At 27.0% G+C, this 16581-nt stretch carries 20 protein-coding genes; 16 read left to right on the top strand and 4 right to left on the bottom strand.

Annotated elements, in window-relative coordinates; all coding sequences use genetic code 11:
• Positions 1-20 precede the first annotated feature (20 nt).
• From ACMC9J_RS00215 to ACMC9J_RS00180, 8 genes are all read left to right on the top strand, one after another.
• Positions 21-566: a hypothetical protein gene (locus tag ACMC9J_RS00215; RefSeq protein ID WP_019268299.1), complete on the top strand. Its 546-nt coding sequence runs from the start codon at positions 21-23 to the stop codon at positions 564-566.
• Positions 567-578: 12 nt separating this feature from the next.
• Entirely contained in the window at positions 579-1505 is a 927-nt protein-coding gene (locus tag ACMC9J_RS00210; protein WP_004033768.1) for a zinc-ribbon domain-containing protein, read from the top strand.
• 51 nt (positions 1506-1556) lie between these two features.
• Positions 1557-2651 (top strand): zinc ribbon domain-containing protein, encoded by a 1095-nt coding sequence (locus ACMC9J_RS00205; RefSeq protein WP_094516496.1) that lies wholly within the window; start codon positions 1557-1559, stop codon positions 2649-2651.
• Positions 2652-2665: 14 nt separating this feature from the next.
• Positions 2666-3220 carry a zinc ribbon domain-containing protein gene (locus ACMC9J_RS00200; RefSeq protein WP_019268301.1) on the top strand — a complete coding sequence of 185 codons (555 nt, stop codon included), beginning with the start codon at positions 2666-2668 and terminating at the stop codon, positions 3218-3220.
• A 29-nt stretch (positions 3221-3249) separates the two neighbouring features.
• Positions 3250-3726 (top strand): double zinc ribbon domain-containing protein, encoded by a 477-nt coding sequence (locus ACMC9J_RS00195; RefSeq protein ID WP_427003321.1) that lies wholly within the window; start codon positions 3250-3252, stop codon positions 3724-3726.
• Positions 3727-3773: 47 nt separating this feature from the next.
• The gene (locus ACMC9J_RS00190; protein WP_019265580.1) at positions 3774-3932 is read left to right on the top strand and encodes a hypothetical protein; all 159 of its coding nucleotides are present in this window, start codon (positions 3774-3776) and stop codon (positions 3930-3932) included.
• A 25-nt stretch (positions 3933-3957) separates the two neighbouring features.
• Entirely contained in the window at positions 3958-4794 is an 837-nt protein-coding gene (locus tag ACMC9J_RS00185) for an SAP domain-containing protein (protein WP_427003320.1), read from the top strand.
• A gap of 284 nt (positions 4795-5078) precedes the next feature.
• Positions 5079-5264, top strand: coding sequence for a hypothetical protein (locus tag ACMC9J_RS00180; RefSeq protein WP_427003319.1), 186 nt, complete (start codon positions 5079-5081; stop codon positions 5262-5264).
• Here ACMC9J_RS00180 and ACMC9J_RS00175 read toward each other — a convergent pair.
• The 3 genes from ACMC9J_RS00175 to ACMC9J_RS00165 are packed head-to-tail and all read right to left on the bottom strand — an operon-like array spanning position 5258 to position 7374.
• Positions 5258-6196, bottom strand: a complete 939-nt coding sequence (locus tag ACMC9J_RS00175) for a zinc-ribbon domain-containing protein (protein WP_427003318.1) — start codon at positions 6194-6196, stop codon at positions 5258-5260. The two genes, ACMC9J_RS00180 and ACMC9J_RS00175, sit on opposite strands and share 7 nt — an antisense overlap.
• Before the next feature lie 22 nt (positions 6197-6218).
• A complete protein-coding gene (locus ACMC9J_RS00170) occupies positions 6219-6425 on the bottom strand; it encodes a hypothetical protein (RefSeq protein WP_019268726.1) in 207 nt (68 codons plus the stop codon).
• A gap of 25 nt (positions 6426-6450) precedes the next feature.
• Positions 6451-7374, bottom strand: a complete 924-nt coding sequence (locus ACMC9J_RS00165; RefSeq protein ID WP_427003317.1) for a hypothetical protein — start codon at positions 7372-7374, stop codon at positions 6451-6453.
• A 248-nt stretch (positions 7375-7622) separates the two neighbouring features.
• Between ACMC9J_RS00165 and ACMC9J_RS00160 the strand changes: the two genes are divergently transcribed.
• From ACMC9J_RS00160 to ACMC9J_RS00145, 4 genes are all read left to right on the top strand, one after another.
• Positions 7623-8144 (top strand): tetratricopeptide repeat protein, encoded by a 522-nt coding sequence (locus ACMC9J_RS00160; protein ID WP_019265585.1) that lies wholly within the window; start codon positions 7623-7625, stop codon positions 8142-8144.
• 10 nt (positions 8145-8154) lie between these two features.
• The gene (locus tag ACMC9J_RS00155) at positions 8155-9399 is read left to right on the top strand and encodes a tetratricopeptide repeat protein (RefSeq protein ID WP_019265586.1); all 1245 of its coding nucleotides are present in this window, start codon (positions 8155-8157) and stop codon (positions 9397-9399) included.
• A 70-nt stretch (positions 9400-9469) separates the two neighbouring features.
• On the top strand, positions 9470-10123 hold the full coding sequence (locus ACMC9J_RS00150) for a tetratricopeptide repeat protein (protein ID WP_019268305.1): 654 nt from the start codon (positions 9470-9472) through the stop codon (positions 10121-10123).
• A gap of 104 nt (positions 10124-10227) precedes the next feature.
• The gene (locus ACMC9J_RS00145; protein WP_427003316.1) at positions 10228-11022 is read left to right on the top strand and encodes an ATP-binding protein; all 795 of its coding nucleotides are present in this window, start codon (positions 10228-10230) and stop codon (positions 11020-11022) included.
• 72 nt (positions 11023-11094) lie between these two features.
• On the opposite strand, the gene ACMC9J_RS00140 is transcribed toward ACMC9J_RS00145, so the two are convergent.
• Positions 11095-12528: an ATP-binding protein gene (locus ACMC9J_RS00140; protein WP_427003315.1), complete on the bottom strand. Its 1434-nt coding sequence runs from the start codon at positions 12526-12528 to the stop codon at positions 11095-11097.
• 246 nt (positions 12529-12774) lie between these two features.
• On the opposite strand from ACMC9J_RS00140, the gene ACMC9J_RS00135 reads away from it, so the two are divergent.
• The 4 genes from ACMC9J_RS00135 (at position 12775) to ACMC9J_RS00120 (ending at position 16576) form a co-directional block, all read left to right on the top strand.
• The gene (locus ACMC9J_RS00135; RefSeq protein WP_427003314.1) at positions 12775-13659 is read left to right on the top strand and encodes an ARPP-1 family domain-containing protein; all 885 of its coding nucleotides are present in this window, start codon (positions 12775-12777) and stop codon (positions 13657-13659) included.
• 218 nt (positions 13660-13877) lie between these two features.
• The gene (locus tag ACMC9J_RS00130) at positions 13878-15290 is read left to right on the top strand and encodes a nicotinate phosphoribosyltransferase (protein WP_427003313.1); all 1413 of its coding nucleotides are present in this window, start codon (positions 13878-13880) and stop codon (positions 15288-15290) included.
• A 1-nt stretch (position 15291) separates the two neighbouring features.
• Positions 15292-15642 (top strand): HIRAN domain-containing protein, encoded by a 351-nt coding sequence (locus ACMC9J_RS00125; protein WP_427003312.1) that lies wholly within the window; start codon positions 15292-15294, stop codon positions 15640-15642.
• 10 nt (positions 15643-15652) lie between these two features.
• A complete protein-coding gene (locus ACMC9J_RS00120) occupies positions 15653-16576 on the top strand; it encodes an ARPP-1 family domain-containing protein (protein ID WP_427003311.1) in 924 nt (307 codons plus the stop codon).
• Positions 16577-16581: the final 5 nt, after the last annotated feature.

Raw genomic sequence — 16581 nt, 5'->3', positions numbered from 1 at the left:
TAAATTATAAGGTATTTCAAATGTTAGTTCGTAATTTAGATTATTTATCAATTCCAAAAGAATTTAAGAAAGTTGAAACTAATATCTATGATAATAAATCAATAGCATTAGTTTTTGTTGAAAATAAGGGTTATTCATTAGTTTTAAAAGATGATGAACATATTGATTCTGTATTTTTATTAAAAACTAGTTTAACTCCAAATAATATTAATGAAAATAATGATAAAGAAGATTTTATAAATGTTATCAAAATGCTGTTAGAAAAAGTTTATAGTGAGTACACAATAAAAGAATATGAAAAACAACATCAAGAACATGTATTTTTAAGATTAATGGACATGTTAACTGATGGAGATAATATTGAGTTAATTTCTGAAGAAAACTCTAAAATTTATTCTGATATTGAAAAAGGATTTATGAAACTAGAATTGGATATTATGGATACCAAAATCAATTCTCTTAATGAATCTATTGCAGATGTTTCTAATAATTTGCAGCATACGGTTAATGATATTGAAGAAAAAGATTGGGGTAATAAACTTAAAAAAGCTCTTGATTCACAATAATGAAGTGATATTATGGTTAAATGCAGTAATTGTGGTGCTGAAGTTACAGATTCTGCTTTTTGTTTCCAATGTGGTGAAAAAGTATCTTCACCTCAGACCGATAAAAATATGTGCCCAAAATGTGGCATTGCTAATGATAAAAACACTAATTTTTGTAGAAACTGTGGACACAAAATAGAAAATGGAGCATCAATATCTGAAAAACAAAGAGAATGGAATGCTAGAAGAGATGAAATAATTGAAAGATATGATAAACTTGCAGAAGAATTTGGAATTAAAAATGAAGATTACTTTTTAACAAGTGTTAAAAGATATAATTTCTTAGAACCAGGTACTACTAAACATAAAAAAATTAATGCTGTTTTAGGATACAATCCCGGATTATATTTAGGAAATGAAACCATCATTGATGGATTTTTCTTAATAAAAGAAGATAAATTTGTTTTTATGGAAATTGATAATAGGGATTTTAAAAAAGTTAATGCAGGAATAAATAATTTTTATTTTGATAAAATTGTCTCAATGAGAGTAACTAAAAGTCTTGGTGATGAAAGTAAGTACGAAGATATTACAAAAAGAGCTTGGACTTCTCCACATGATATTAAAAGATCTATTCAAAATGATATTCAAAGTTTAAAAGCAATACGATTTAAAGACTTAATTATAAACAATGACAGTGCAGATATGTTTGATAGATTATTAATTAAATTAGTCGATAATACTTCTTATGAAATTAGACTTCCTAGTTATGATTTTGGTCAAAAATTAGTTGATCTATTTGAAAGTTTAAAAGGCCAACCACAAAAAGTCATTATTGAAAATCAAAATTCTCAACCAAATAAAGCTCAACTTTTAAGTGAATATCAAGAATTATTAAATAGTGGTGCAATTACTCAGGAAGAATATGATAAACTTAAACAAGAAACTTTATTTAATTAAATAGAAATTATAAAATTAATGGTATTCTGATAAAAATTAGTCAGGTGCAGTATGAATAAATGTAACAATTGTGGTGCTGAAATTATAGATTCCACTTTTTGTTTTCAATGTGGTGAAAAAGTAGATGTATCTAATGATACTAATTTTTGTCAAAAATGCAGTGCTGAAAACAACATAATGAATGAATTTTGCAGTAATTGCGGGTGTAATTTAAACTCTTCTAAAAGTGAATCGGACAAAAAAAGAGATGAAATTGTTGAGAGATATGATAAACTTGCAGAAGAATTTGGAATTGGAGATGAAGATTACTTTTTAACAAGTGTTGTTCGATTTAATAAACTAGAAAAAGATAATAGTAAAATTAGCACGGTTTTAGATGGTGTTTCTAAGTTAAATTCACTTAAAAATCATGCATCTAAACTATCATCAGTAGTTAATATTGAAAGTGATTTATTAACAAATCATGTATATAATAAAGTTTTAAATCATGATTTAATTGGTAATCAGATTGCTAATTTTAAAGGAAATAAAACCCATTATGACTCAATTGGTAATCAGATTGCTAATTCTAAAGGAAATAAAATTACTATTGATGGATTTTTTATAATAAAAGATAAAAAATTTGTTTTTATGGAAATTGATAATAGAGACTTTAAAAAAACAAATGCTGGAATGAATAAGGTCTACTTAGATAGAACATTGTATTTTGACAACATTGTATCAATGAGAGTAACTAAAAGTCTTGATGATGAAAGTAAATTTGAAGATATTACTAAAAGAGTATGGACATCATCTCATGATATTAAAAAATCAATTAAAAATGAAATTCAACATTTTAAAGCTATGAAATTTAAAGATTTAATTGCAAATAATGATAGTAAGGATATGTTTGATAGATTATTAATCAAATTAGTTGATAATACTTATTATGAAATTAGACTTCCTAGTTATGAATTTGGTCAAAAATTAGTTGATTTATTTGAAGTTTCAAAGAATCAAGTTGCTAATGTTATTATTGAAAATCAAAATTCCCAACAAAGTAAAACTCAATTATTAAAAGAATACCAAAAACTATTAAAAAATGAGATAATAACTCCTGAAGAGTTTAAAAAGCTTAAAAATGAACTAATATTTTCAAATAAGTAAAAAAGGGATGTCAAATGGTTAAATGTCAAGTTTGTGGTGAAGAAATTGGAAATGCAATTTTTTGTGAAAATTGCGGATCTAAAATTCCTTCTCAAAAAAAGAATAAAAAAGAAAAGGTTATAAATAATAATAATGAAAAGCAGGAAAAGAAATTTTGTGCTAACTGTGGAAGTGAAATGGCCAGTGAAGATAAATTTTGTTCTAATTGCGGAACTCATGAATTAAAGGCAAATAATCAGGTAGGCAATAATCTTGTTGCTACTTTTAATCCTGGAACTGCATTTTTAATATCTATATACACTACCGGTGCGGGACATATTTATTTAGGATTATTTAAAAGAGGCATATCCTTTTTAATATCTCAAATAGTGCTTGTAGTATTAGTAGCTATATTTACACTACTATTGGGATATCTATGGTATATGTTAGCTGTGATTGTATTATTATTAGGTATTTTAGCATGTTTAACTTTACATGTATATTCAATTTATGATTCATATAAATCAATTAAAAAAATAACTAATGGTGAAAGTGTTGAAGATATAATGTTTTTCAATAAGTTCATGTGAATTTTTAGCTTAAACCCATGAGGCAAAATATGATAAGATGTCCAAAGTGTGGAAATGAAGTTAGTGGAGATGATTTTTGTTCTGAATGCGGACTTAAACTTAATCATACTTCAAAAGAAAATAAACATTACTGTCCAGAGTGCGGTTTTGAAACTAGTATAAAAGATAAATTTTGCCAAAAATGCGGTGCAAAAATAAATGGTAAATCTGATAATAGGAATTTGTTAAGTTTTAATAAAACTAATCTTTATCCCATTATTTTAGGATTTATCTTCCTTTTAATTGCAATACTTTTCGCAAGTAGGCTTGTATTAGTTCTTTGTTTATTTGCAGCGGGGTTTCTTTTTGAATTTAAATCAGACAATGCATTTCTTAATAGTATTTTAGTTGCTGTAATTCCAGGTATTTTATTTATTATCACAATGCAAAATATATATTATTTATTGATGTGTTTTATACCTCCGATAGCTGGCTGTTTTATAGCTGCCATATATAGAAGAAGGTAAATACACTTAAATATTTTCAAATACTAAAATCATTTTAAGGAGAAAATATGTTTAAGTTAATTATTGGAATAATTTATATTATAACTATTATCTTATATTGTGCTATTTTAGTAAAAAAGAAGATTAAAGACACAAGTACTTATATAAACCTTGGAATATTAATAGCTGTTTTCATATTTCTTGTATACAAAGGATATCTTTTCTAAATATTTAATAACCTAATTGATTTTAATGACTTCTGAGTACACACCTGAAGAAAATAAATTAAGAGAGCTTACTGGCGGAGATTATTTTTCCCAGGAATTTATGGATAAGTTAAATTCCTTAAATTTAACAGTTAAAGAAGCTAATATTGTTATTAATCAGATTAAACATGAAATAACTACTGGTGAATGTTGTTTGGAAGCTATTCCAATTAGATTAAATTATCTTTTAAAACAGTTAGCTCCAGAAATTACAAAATATGTTGTACCCTCTAAAGAATTAATAGCTAAAAAAGAACTTATTTTCCTTTTAAATCTGAAAGACAATATAACTTTTTGTCCGAATTGTCAAAGCAGCCTTTTTTTAACAGATAAATTTTGCTATAAATGTGGTGCTAAAAATATGCAATCAATAGCTATTAAAGCACCGAAAGATGATGATTTGAACTTAAATGAGATATATTGTGCCAAATTATATGAGAAATATCCCCTTAATTTTAAATATGCTTATGTTTGTTTTTTAAGATATGTCAATGAAAATCCTGGGAAAGTTGAGTTTCCGGTATTTAATAATATTGACGGGTTTAAATTAAAAAAACAGGCTGTTAAAGATAATTATTTCACATTAGGTGATCCTGTTTACAGTATTTCCAATTATACTATTTCAGATATTAAAAAAGTTTTAAAAAAGTATGATTTGAAAGTTTCAGGTAAAAAAGATGAACTGATTGAAAGAATAAGTAAAAATTTATCAGATGATGAGATTAATAATGAATTTGAAAACAGCACTTTTGTTTTAACATCTGAAGCTGAAAAATTTTTAAAAGAAAATAAATACATTGTCTATTATTATGATAACAGTTAGATGAATTTATTTCTCTAGAAAAATACGAGTCATTATTTAAGAAATCTAAAGTAACTGATTCTATTTATGAGGTTTTATATAGGTATTATACTAATTTAGCTAATGAATCTGTAAATAATAAACAATGGGATCACTACAAAACATCTATAGGCCATATCATTAACATATCAGTTGACAATATCAGTGATTTAAAATTACTTAAATTACACATTAAGTATTTTATTTTAGAAGCTAATAATTGGATTTGTGATGATTACAGTGATTATTATAATCCTTCTTTTAATTTGGAATTTAACAAATCCAGAAATGATTTAATAGCTAGTTTAAAATTAGAATTAAATGAACTTCAGGAAATATTTAATGAAGCATGGAGTGAAGTTAAAATACCTTCCTATACAGTCACAAAAGCAGATACTTTTAAAAAATTAATTTTAGCATTTAATGGTGAAGATTTAAATGAAATTCACTGATTAAATGATTTAAAAGTGTCTAAAAATTCATTTAGCACATTTTTAAAATCCGGATTTTTCATAGCTGCATCAAATGAACCTGCAAGAGATCCCATAATCAGTTCGTTTCTGCTGTTTTCATCCATCATATCTGTAGTTTCCATACCTATCTGAGAATAGCTGGGAGGTAACTGGTCTTTATTGTATTGCTGTTTTATTTCGCGTCTCAAATCTTCATCAATAAAATGCTCAAGTAAATGGATTATGTCTTCAGCTATTGTATTTCCTAAAACAAGTGAAATAACAACTGTGTCATGATCAAGTTCATCTTTCTGTTCTTCAAGTATTGAATTAAATGACCCGTAATTTTGATAACCATGTGGAATGAATCTTCCTTCAACAGTATGGGCACAGTATTCATTCATTAAATGTACTGTTCCAGATGCAAGAATGTATTGGACAAATACTTCAATTTCATAGGTTTTTTCAACTTCCCAGAAATACATTAGAATTTGTTCATGAATTTCAGCAAGCAGATGGTGTGATAACTCATGAATTAGTGTAGCTATTTGTACTGAATCATTTAGCCGGTCATCTAGTTTTATATTGTTTGCACTATAAAATCCAAGTTCTCCTCCTTTGGATTTATATGACCATTTGGCATATGCTTCAACAACATCAGCTACTTTTTCTAAAGCTGTGGACCCTTTGTTTTTAAGAGATTTTTTACCTGTTTCATATATATTATTCAATATAAGTTCATAAATCTCATTGGTTAATGGTATTTCATTTAATTGCTCTTTGTGTTTTTGTGTAAACATGTCTTCAAATGAGGTTATTTTATCACCTACTTTAAAGTTATCAAGTTTTCTAAGTACGCTTCCACAGTTGATACAATAATCTTTTGTCGGTGAGTTTTTTTCTCCGCATTTTGAGCAATATATTTCGGTCATTTTTAATCACTATTTAATCCATTTAATTTTTTAAATTTAGCTGTTTTATTTCTTCTATGCTTAATTTTGTTGAAATAGCTATGTCTTCAGGAGATATGTTTCTAGTTAATAATGATTTTGCTATTTTCCATTTTTCATTATTAGCTCCCTCAGCATACCCTTTTTCAATTCCTTTTTCATATCCTTCATCGTATCTTTCCTGCCCATATTCTTCCATTAGTTTTCTCATTTTTTAAACTCCAGGTAAAGTGTTTTTATTTTCCTGTTTGTGTGTTTAGCTGTTTTATTTCTTCTATGCTTAATTTTGTTGAAATAGCTATGTCTTCAGGAGATATGTTTCTAGTTAATAATGATTTTGCTATTTTCCATTTTTCATTATTAGCTCCCTCAGCATGCCCTTTTTCAATTCCTTTTTCAATTCCTTTTTTAATTCCTTTTTCATATCCTTCATCGTATCTTTCTTGCCCATATTCTTCCATTAATCTCATATTATCCCTCAATATGTTTCTTAATCTTTTTCTTCTTGATGTTTCGTTTATAAATTTATCTACAATTAGAAATTCAATTCCAAAAGCAAAATTCTTAGTACTTCCTATGGAATTTCGTACTTTATTTAGTGTTTGCACAGTTTTTTCTATTTGTTCATCAAGAGGATTTCTTGAACTCATAAATGGAGCTAGTGATAGATATATTAATTCCCGTCTGGTTATTTTTGTATTGTTTTTTATTTTATTTTCAATATTATTTATAATTTCATCACCGTCAAAATCTTTTAGAGATATTATTGGAATTGTAAATACACAGTCCTTATTTAATTTATATTGTTTAATTTTTGTTTTTTCAGCTGTACTAAATACTATTAAAAGTATTGGTTTGTTGTTTTGCTTTGCATAATCAACAATTGCTGTATATAAACGATATCTTTTTTCATCGAATTTTTTTACTACTGTTGATTGAAATTCAGTTATTACTATTATATTATCCAATTCCATTATCATATCTGATTTATAGACGGTAGGATCAAGTTCTATTAATTCTGTTGGGTTGAATATTAAATTTTCAGATTCAAAGTCATATTTTTTCATGTCTGAATTTAATTCTTCAATTAAATTTATAAAACTAAATCCGTCTTCTTTTGCAGCATATTTAAACAGTTTGTCTTCTGCCTGATTCGACATGTTATCACGCTAATCAATTTTTATAGCAATTATTATGATATATCAAGTATTTAAATGCTTTGTTGTAAAAAAGAACAATTTTTAAGGCTGAAATCAATATTTTAAAGTTAAATAAATATTATTTTTAATTTAAAATAAATATTGTTTATACTTTGTTAAATTGTTTTTTACTGGTTAAATTGTCTTTAAATTTAACAATAAGCTTTTATATTTCTTATTACCAAGATTAGAGTAGAGGTGTTTTAGATATGAACTCCTATTTGAATATTAGAATTAATGGTAAAAATTTAGAAAAGAAAGCAGATATTGAAAATGCAATTTTGAAATTTGATGAAGATTTAAAAGAAAATCCTGATGATGAAGCCACCATTGTTGGGAAATCTGTTTTATTATATAAACTAGGTAAATTAAATGAATCTCTTAATTGTTTAAATCAGATTGAAAATATTAGAAATGTTTCTATTATAGAGTTAAAAGCTGTTATTTTAATGGGACTGGAAAACTATAAACAGGCACTGGAATTGTTAAACGAAGTTTTGAAAGTGGATAACGGCAATATCAGTGCACTTTACTATAAAACTGAATGCCTTTTTCAATTAAAACGTTTTAATGAAGTTGTAGATACTGCCAATGTAGCCTTGAAAATTGATAAAAACCATCAATCTATCTTAATAAATAAGTTCTGTTCTTTAGTTGAACTTAACAGCACAAAAGAAGCTTTAAAAGTTAAAGAAAAACTTTTAAGATTAGGTTTAAATTGCAATATCTGAGGTTAATAATATGGAACATCAAATAAAGGAATTCAGAAAAGAGGATATTGACAAGGAAGAATTAAAAAAACAAATACCTGCATGGTGTAATCTTTTAAGAGAATCACCTGATGATGTGAGACTAAGAATTATTGTTGCATCAATGTTTTATTTCATTGATGAAAAACAAAAATCACTTAAATTATTAAAAAATGCGCCAAATGGTGAAAATATAGAATTAAAAGAAGTAAAAGCAATTGTTTATATGGATTTGGATTATTATAATGAAGCTTTAGAGCTGTTTAATGAAATTTTAGATGCTGATTATAACAAAAGCATTTTGGATTTAAAAGTTGACTGTTTATTTCTTTTAGAAAAGTTTGAAGAGGTAATTAAAACAGCTGATGAATACTTGGAAAGTTTTGGAGATAATCTTGATGTTTTAACTAATAAAAAATTGGCTTTAGAAGAATTAAACCGCAAAAATGATGCAAATGAAGTGGAAAAAACAATTTCAAATTTAAAGACATTTAATAAATTTGCAATCTATCTGCCAAAAGATCAGATTGACGAGACTATTCCGGCAGAAATTTATGAAAAAGAATTGGGGTTGTGCTTTGATGATTTGAAAGATAATCCTGATGATGATGCAGTTCTTATTTCAATAGCTACATTCTTATATAATCTTGACAGAACTGATGAATCCGTTGAATATTTGGATAAAATCAGTGATGATGCAGATAGTGTTACACTAAATGCTAAAGCATGTATGTTTATGAAACTTGAAAGATTCCCTAAAGCTCTTGAAATATTAAATAAATCTTTAAAAAAAGATAAATCAAATATTATAACTTTAATATCAAAATCTGAATGTTTAATGGAAATGGAAAAACATGAAGAGGCATTGGAATGTGTTGATGAAGGATTAAAAATTGATAGAACAAATACGCATTTATGGAAAAATAAATTCTGTGCTTTACTTGAACTGGACAGATTGATTGAAGCAAAGGAAGTTCAGGATTTAATTTTTGATTTGGAAATAGCTAACGATAAAGTTGACGGTTCTCTTAAAAAAGCAATTAATAGATTTCACTGTATGGAATATAGAGAATGTTTAAATCTTTGTTATGATGTTTTGGATGTTGATAAGGATAATGAAGAAGCTGCAGCTTTAATGATGAATGCCGTTTATTTATTAGGTGATATTGATGAAGCTCCAAAAGCATTGTATAGAGCACTTAATTGTAATGGGGGTGAAATATTGACTCGAAACTGAAAAATTGTCTTTAAATATAACAATAAGGTTTAATATTTCTTTATTTAATAATTAAATAGGTGTGATGCATATGGATGTAATAATATCTGCATTGATTGAAGCAAATAAATTATTAAACAAAAAGGATTATTATAAAGCGCTTGACGGTTTTGAATGTGTGTTAAATATAAATCCTACCAACAATCTGGCTACAATTGGAAAAATAATTTGTATACATTATTTAAACTCATTTGAAGACAGTAATCTGATAAACAAGTACGAAGAAAAATTAAATGTTAATCTTAAACTTGCAGAGTTGTATGAACACGGAAAATACGATGAAACGATAAAAGAATGCAATAAAATATTAAAAAAAGACAAAAACAATTTTAACGCATTAGCTATTAAATTCTCAGCCCAATTTGAACTCACCAAGTATACAGAAGCATTGAAAACCTGTGATAAACTCCTAGAATTAGAACCAAATGATTTAGTAATAATATATGCAAAAGCCACCACATTATATAAACTAAACATTTATAATGAAGCTATTGAGTGCTATGATAAAATCCTGGAAGTAACTAATAACTTTAATGTTTTATTTTTTAAATCAGCATCATTGTTAATATTAAATAAATATGAAGAAGCTTTAAAATATTGTAATTATGCATTGGAATTAGAACCTGAAAATTGTGATGCAAATGGATTAAAACAATTGATTAAATATAAAATAGCTCAAAAATAGCTATTTTATTTTTTTCATTTTTGTATCTTATACGAAAAATAGTATGAAAATATAATAGGCTATAAAAATTGGGAGGTAAAACTATGAAATTATAAGAAGAATTAATGCAATATATTTTAGCTAAACAAAGATTAATGCCTAAAATTATATCTTCTAAATTATCCTCAAATAATAAAAAATTAAATCATCGTACTGATTATTTCAGAATAAAAGAATACATTGACAACTTTTTAAATGGCAATAATCAAAATAGATTTATTGTAATGCCTGGTCTTAGAGGAGTAGGTAAAACAACAATTTTATTGCAATTGTATGAATATTTAATTAAAAATGATGTTCCTAATTCAGATATTCTTTATTTTGATGTAAGTGAGTTGAAAAGTTTTTATGATGTTAATATATTGGATGTAATAACTAATTTTATTGAAAACATACATCAAACAACAATGGTGGAATTAAATAAACCAATATTCTTATTAATTGATGAAGTTCATTTTGATAAAAATTGGGCATTAACTGGTAAAATAGTATATGATAATAACAATAATATTTTTATGATTTTTACTGGTTTATCTGCTATTGAATTACAAATTCATGCTGATGCAATTAGAAGAATGGAAAAAGAACCAATATTTCCATGTACATTTCCAGAATATCTTTTTTTAAAACAGAACATACATTTTCCAAAGGAGATGTCTTTTGCATTGCAAGATTTAATACTAAATGGAAATGTTGATTTAGCTATAACTAATGAAAGAAAAATCCAAGAAAGTATGATTAACTTAGATAATGATCCAGATATTGAATTCAAAAAGTTTTTAACACAACATTCATTCCCATTTTCTTTAAAAATGCAAGATTTTCAAATTCATGAAAGATTATGGTATTTTAATATCTAATAGAACATTTAGCATAAAAAAGGAAAATAATATTATTTATATTCCATTAAGAACCTTTTCTTACATATGAAACTACATAAATGAAAATGTAGAAAGGGGAATGCTTATTATATTATCTTCTTTTTGAATTCTGCTGCTTCTATTTGAAACTATAATTCCATAATCAGAGTTGTATCTTGAAATAGCTTTTTTAACCTGTTTTGTATTTTTAGCACCAATTCCAACTTCTATAGGAATTATATCTCCCATTATAGTGTTTAACAGAAAGTCTACTCCACCTTTTTCAGGGTCATAAAATATTCCAAAATCTCTGTTTTGCTGCAGTTTAAATAAACTAGCTGCAACAAGATTTTCAGAAAGGTTTGCAATGTATTCTTTTGGATTTTGTGTAGCTAATCCATTTTTTATATAGATACTTGCTTTTATTTGACTAGTTAAGAAGTAATATTCCCAGGATTTTCGCTGTCTTTTAACACAAGATCCATAAGGTTCAACATGAAATAATAAATGTGTTTTTTCCAATGCATGAAATATTGATTGTATGGAAGTTTTTGAAATATTTAATATATTGGATAGTTTATTGGATGATAACTCTGAAGGTTTTGACATTGCTATAATATTTATTAATTTGTATGTAGCTAAACGTATTGGAGTTGTAAAAGAAGTTATTATATCAAGGTCTTTTTCAATTATTCTGTCTTTCATATCCAAAGTCAATTGCACAATTGATTCTTCTGTTCTATTTAAAGTAAATGGAAAACATCCATATTGAATATAATATTCCCATTCTTTTAAGTAATTCCGGTTTAAATTTATTAGATTTTGATTATACATCATATTTTCGATTTTTTGAGATTCTTTGACTTTTCCTGTGAAAATCATGTCTCTAAAAGTTTCACTTAACATGTCCGGATAATTAATATCATATTTTAAATAAAGATATTCTGCAAAATTTAATGGATAAATTTCTTTTTTAAGAGATCTTCTAGCTGAATCATTGTTATACTCTAAATTCAATGCATCGGATCCTGTGAAAATCATAAAAACATTTTTATCTTCATCAAATATTATTTTACCTAAAGATGCCCAATTTTTTGAATATTGTGATTCATCTACAAATATGAATACCTGATTTTTTACAGTTGGATATGCTTCATTTACATCTTTTAGGAAAACATCAATGTATTCTTTAATATTAAAGTTAGGAACATCTTTTAGGTTTTCTAAATTAAGATATAATATTCTGTTTTTTGGAATTTGTTTTTCATTAAGCAGATAACTGAATAATTGGTATATGATTGTTGTTTTCCCAACACCTCTTAATCCGGGCATTATAAAAAATCGGTCACCACTTTCTTTTTCCAAAAATGTGTCAATATGTTCTTTAAGTTGGTAATATTCTTTTTTTTTGTTAAATTTTTTATCATTATAGTTTAAATTATTTTCAACTATTTTAGGATTTGTCTTAAGTAAATTTGTAATATATGATTGTGTTTCAATTTCCATTTTTATCAGCTTTTTCAAGTAGTTGGTTATTTTTTTGACCGACCTTTTATATATAGTTGGTTATTTTTTTGACCGACCCTTTATATACTGTTGGTTAAATTTTTTACCAACTATATAAAAGAATCAAATTAATATACATATTTATAACCAATTAGTTACTTTTTAGATACATTTATATACTAGAATAATACAATATAACTATGTAATAACATAAGTTGTTATAAAAATATTAAAAAATTGATTTAAATGACATTGCTATTAGGTAAAAAACAAGAATGTGGAAATATAACTATAGTTCCTATTTTAAATGATTCACCTTTGAAATTAGATATTTTAGATTTAACAACAGGATTTAAAATGGGTCTTGTTGAAGTATCTGAGTGTGAACAAAGTACAGTTGGAACAATTATGGTTAAAAATAATGCTACCTCTCCATTACTTTTAGTAGATGGGGAAGAAGTAGCTGGAGCAAAACAAAACAGAATTATTGGACAAAGTATGTTAATTCCTCCGAATACAAGCATACCAATTCCAGTTAATTGCTCTGAACAGGGAAGGTGGAATTACAAATCTGAATTTAAACATTCAAATTATATGGCAAATTCAGAAACTCGATGCAGAAAAGCAGAATATAATATGGACAATTCAATAAGAGCTTCACAAGGTGCAGTATGGGATTCTATTGAAGACCTTCAAGTAAAAAGAAACAGTTTTTCCAAAACCTCTGCTTTAAGGGATAATTATGAAAAAATAGAAAAAACAAATGATGATTATTTGAAACACTTCGGGATTTATGATAATCAGGTTGGTGTAATAGCCAGGTTAGAAAATAAAGTAGGTTTGGATGTATTTGCTAATCATAGTTTATATGAACAGTACAGTGATATGATTCTTAAAAGTTATATTATTGATGATGTTGGAAATAATTCACTTATAAAAGATGACTTTGACTTTGAGGCTGTTTTAGACAATATAAATGAAAAATATTTTAATAAAAGAAATACTGTTGGTTTAGGTCAGTCTTATTTCATCAAAACAAATAACGGATCAGGAACCTCATTAATCTATGAAAATGAGTTGATACATGCTAATTTCTTTTATAATAACAGATTAATAAACCTAAAACTGTAAATATATTGTATTGGCTCTCAAATTAAAAATATCACCTTTTACACGATAAAAACACTGGAAATTAAACATCACACCCCGCATAATATCTCCTACTTAAAAAGGGACAAACACGTATCAAAAAAACCATCATTTTTACTTTTTTTAAATACTAATTAAACACATTTATATAGTATAAACTCACAATATATACACATTATATTATAAAAGAGGTACTAAAAATGATTGAAAACAATATCTGTTTACTGACAGACAGTTACAAAGTTACCCATCATGCATTTTACCCAAAAAATACTGAAAAACTATATTCATACTTGGAAAGCAGGGTAGGATCAGAGTTTAACAAAACAATCTTTTATGGTCTCCAATACATAATAAAAAAGTATTTGAAAGGAGAAGTTGTAACTCCAGAAAAAGTAAACCAGGCAAACAGTCTGATTAAGACCCACATTGGTGAAGATATATTCAACTATGACGGATGGATGTATATAGCTGATGAACTTGACGGAAAATTGCCGATAGAAATAAAAGCAGTAGCAGAAGGAACACCTGTAGAAGTGGGAAATGTTTTAATGACTGTTGAAAACACAGATAAACAGTGCTACTGGTTACCGAATTACCTGGAATCATTATTATTGCAGGTATGGTATCCGTCAACAGTAGCTACATTGTCAGCAGAGGTAAGAAAACTCTGTAACTTTTATTTGGAAGTAACAGGATCAGGCAAAGAAAACCTGGACTTTATGTTACATGATTTTGGATATAGGGGAGCTACCTCAACAGAATCTGCAGAACTGTGCGGAAGTGCACATCTTCTAAGCTTTAAGGGAACTGATACAATTCCGGCATTAACAATACCTGAAAACTACTATAATGACAATAATATATACGGCCTGTCAGTACAGGCAACTGAACACAGTGTAATGACTTCATTGGGAGAAGAAGGTGAAATAAAACAGACAGTTAATGTAATTGATAATGCAAAAGACGGAATATTATCTATGGTAATTGACAGTTATAACTACAGAGAATTCTTAAAACAAGCCAGTACAAAAGGCAATAAATTAAATGATAAAATTAATGAATTTTTAGAAAAAACTGATGGAAATAAAGTAGTATTTAGACCCGACAGTGGAGAACCAGTTTCAACAACACTGGACTGTTTGAATATTCTTGGAGAAGGTTTTGGAACTGTAAAAACCACAGAAGGTTATAAAATCTTTGCAAAAAACATCGGACTGCTGTGGGGAGACGGTCTGAACTATCATAAAATAAGGGATATTCTATTTGGAATGAAGTCAAACGGCTGGGCAGCACAAAACATCATATTTGGAATGGGAGGTGGCCTCCATTCTTCAGTAAACAGAGACACTCAAAGAAATGCATTTAAATGTTCAGCACAGTTAAGAAACGGAACATGGTATGACATCTTTAAAAACCCATTGGACAGCAGCAAAAAATCAAAAACAGGAAGATTAAAATTAGTAAAGGAAAACAGCCACTTTAAAACTGTTCCAATATCTGATGAAAGAAAAGACTATCTGCAGACTGTCTTTAAAAATGGTGAATTAACCAGAGAAGAAAAATTCAGTGATATTAAAAACAGAGCACTAACCTACATAAGGAATAGATAAAATGAAAGAAGATATGTATATCACTTTAGTAAGTATGAGACACTTTTTTGGAGTGAAGCCTTTTAAAAAAGACGGAATTCTTAAATTAATAAAAGAAAAGGACAACAACTATGATGATGAAGCCATTAAAGTTGAAATGAGACATGCAGGACAGGTAGCATATGTATCAAACAGTACAAATACGGTAATCAGAGGAACAATGAGTGCAGGTAGAATTTATGATAAAATTTTAGATGAAGATTATGCACAAATCAAATTCTACAACAGAGATATTGGAATAGCTAAAATATTAACTTCTGATGAAATAGATGAATTAAAAAAAGATTCTGAAAATGATTTGAACTTTATATAGGTGATTAAAAATGAATTTAAAACATTTGAGTTTGGCCAAAAGGCAGGATTACGAAAACATAACAGTAGTTCCTATTTTAAGTGATACCAATACTCCCTTTGATGTTTTAGATTTAAAAAAAGGGCTTAAAATGGGGCTTGTAACGATTGGGGAATGTGACAGCACAAATGTGGAAAAGGTAAAATTAAAAAATAACTCAGTATCTCCATTAATTTTACTTGACGGTGAAGAAATTGCAGGATCTCTCCAGAACAGAATTATCTCACAAACAATGATAATAGCTCCTAAAAGTGAAATGGAAATACCTGTAAACTGTTCTGAAAAAGGAAGAAATGAATATAAATCAGAGTTTCAATATTCAGATTACATAGCTAACTCAAATACCCGAAGAAAAAAAGCATACAATAAGAACAATCCCCTTCAGGAAGTTGTTTGGAATTCCATTGATGATTTGGAAACGGATAAAAACACCTCCTCCAAAACAAAAGCACTTAGAGACAGCTATGAAAAAAACAAATATGATATTGACAGCTATTTAAAGCACTTCAAAATGGAAAACAACCAGATAGGAGTAATATGCATTATAGAAAACAAAGTAGGAATTGAAATATTTAACAATCATTCATTATATGAAAAGTATGATGAAATGCTACTTAGAAGCTACATTATTGACAGTTCCAGCAGTGAAAAAATAAATATATCCGATAAGGAGCTTGAAAATATATTGGCCAGTATAAATTCTGACTCATTTATTAAAAAAGATGCAGTAGGTTTAGGAAAATATTATAAAATTTCAAACAGCTACGGTAACGGACATATTTTAATCTATGAAAATAATATGGTGCATACCAGTTTCTTTAAAAAAATTGAAATTCCTACAGTAAATAATGAAATTATAAAAAACATTCAAAATAATAAACAGACAATATGTTAATTTAA

It is taken from the genome of Methanobrevibacter intestini (assembly GCF_047402955.1).
Lineage (GTDB): Archaea > Methanobacteriota > Methanobacteria > Methanobacteriales > Methanobacteriaceae > Methanocatella > Methanocatella intestini.
This window is presented reverse-complemented; position numbering and strand designations above follow the sequence as displayed.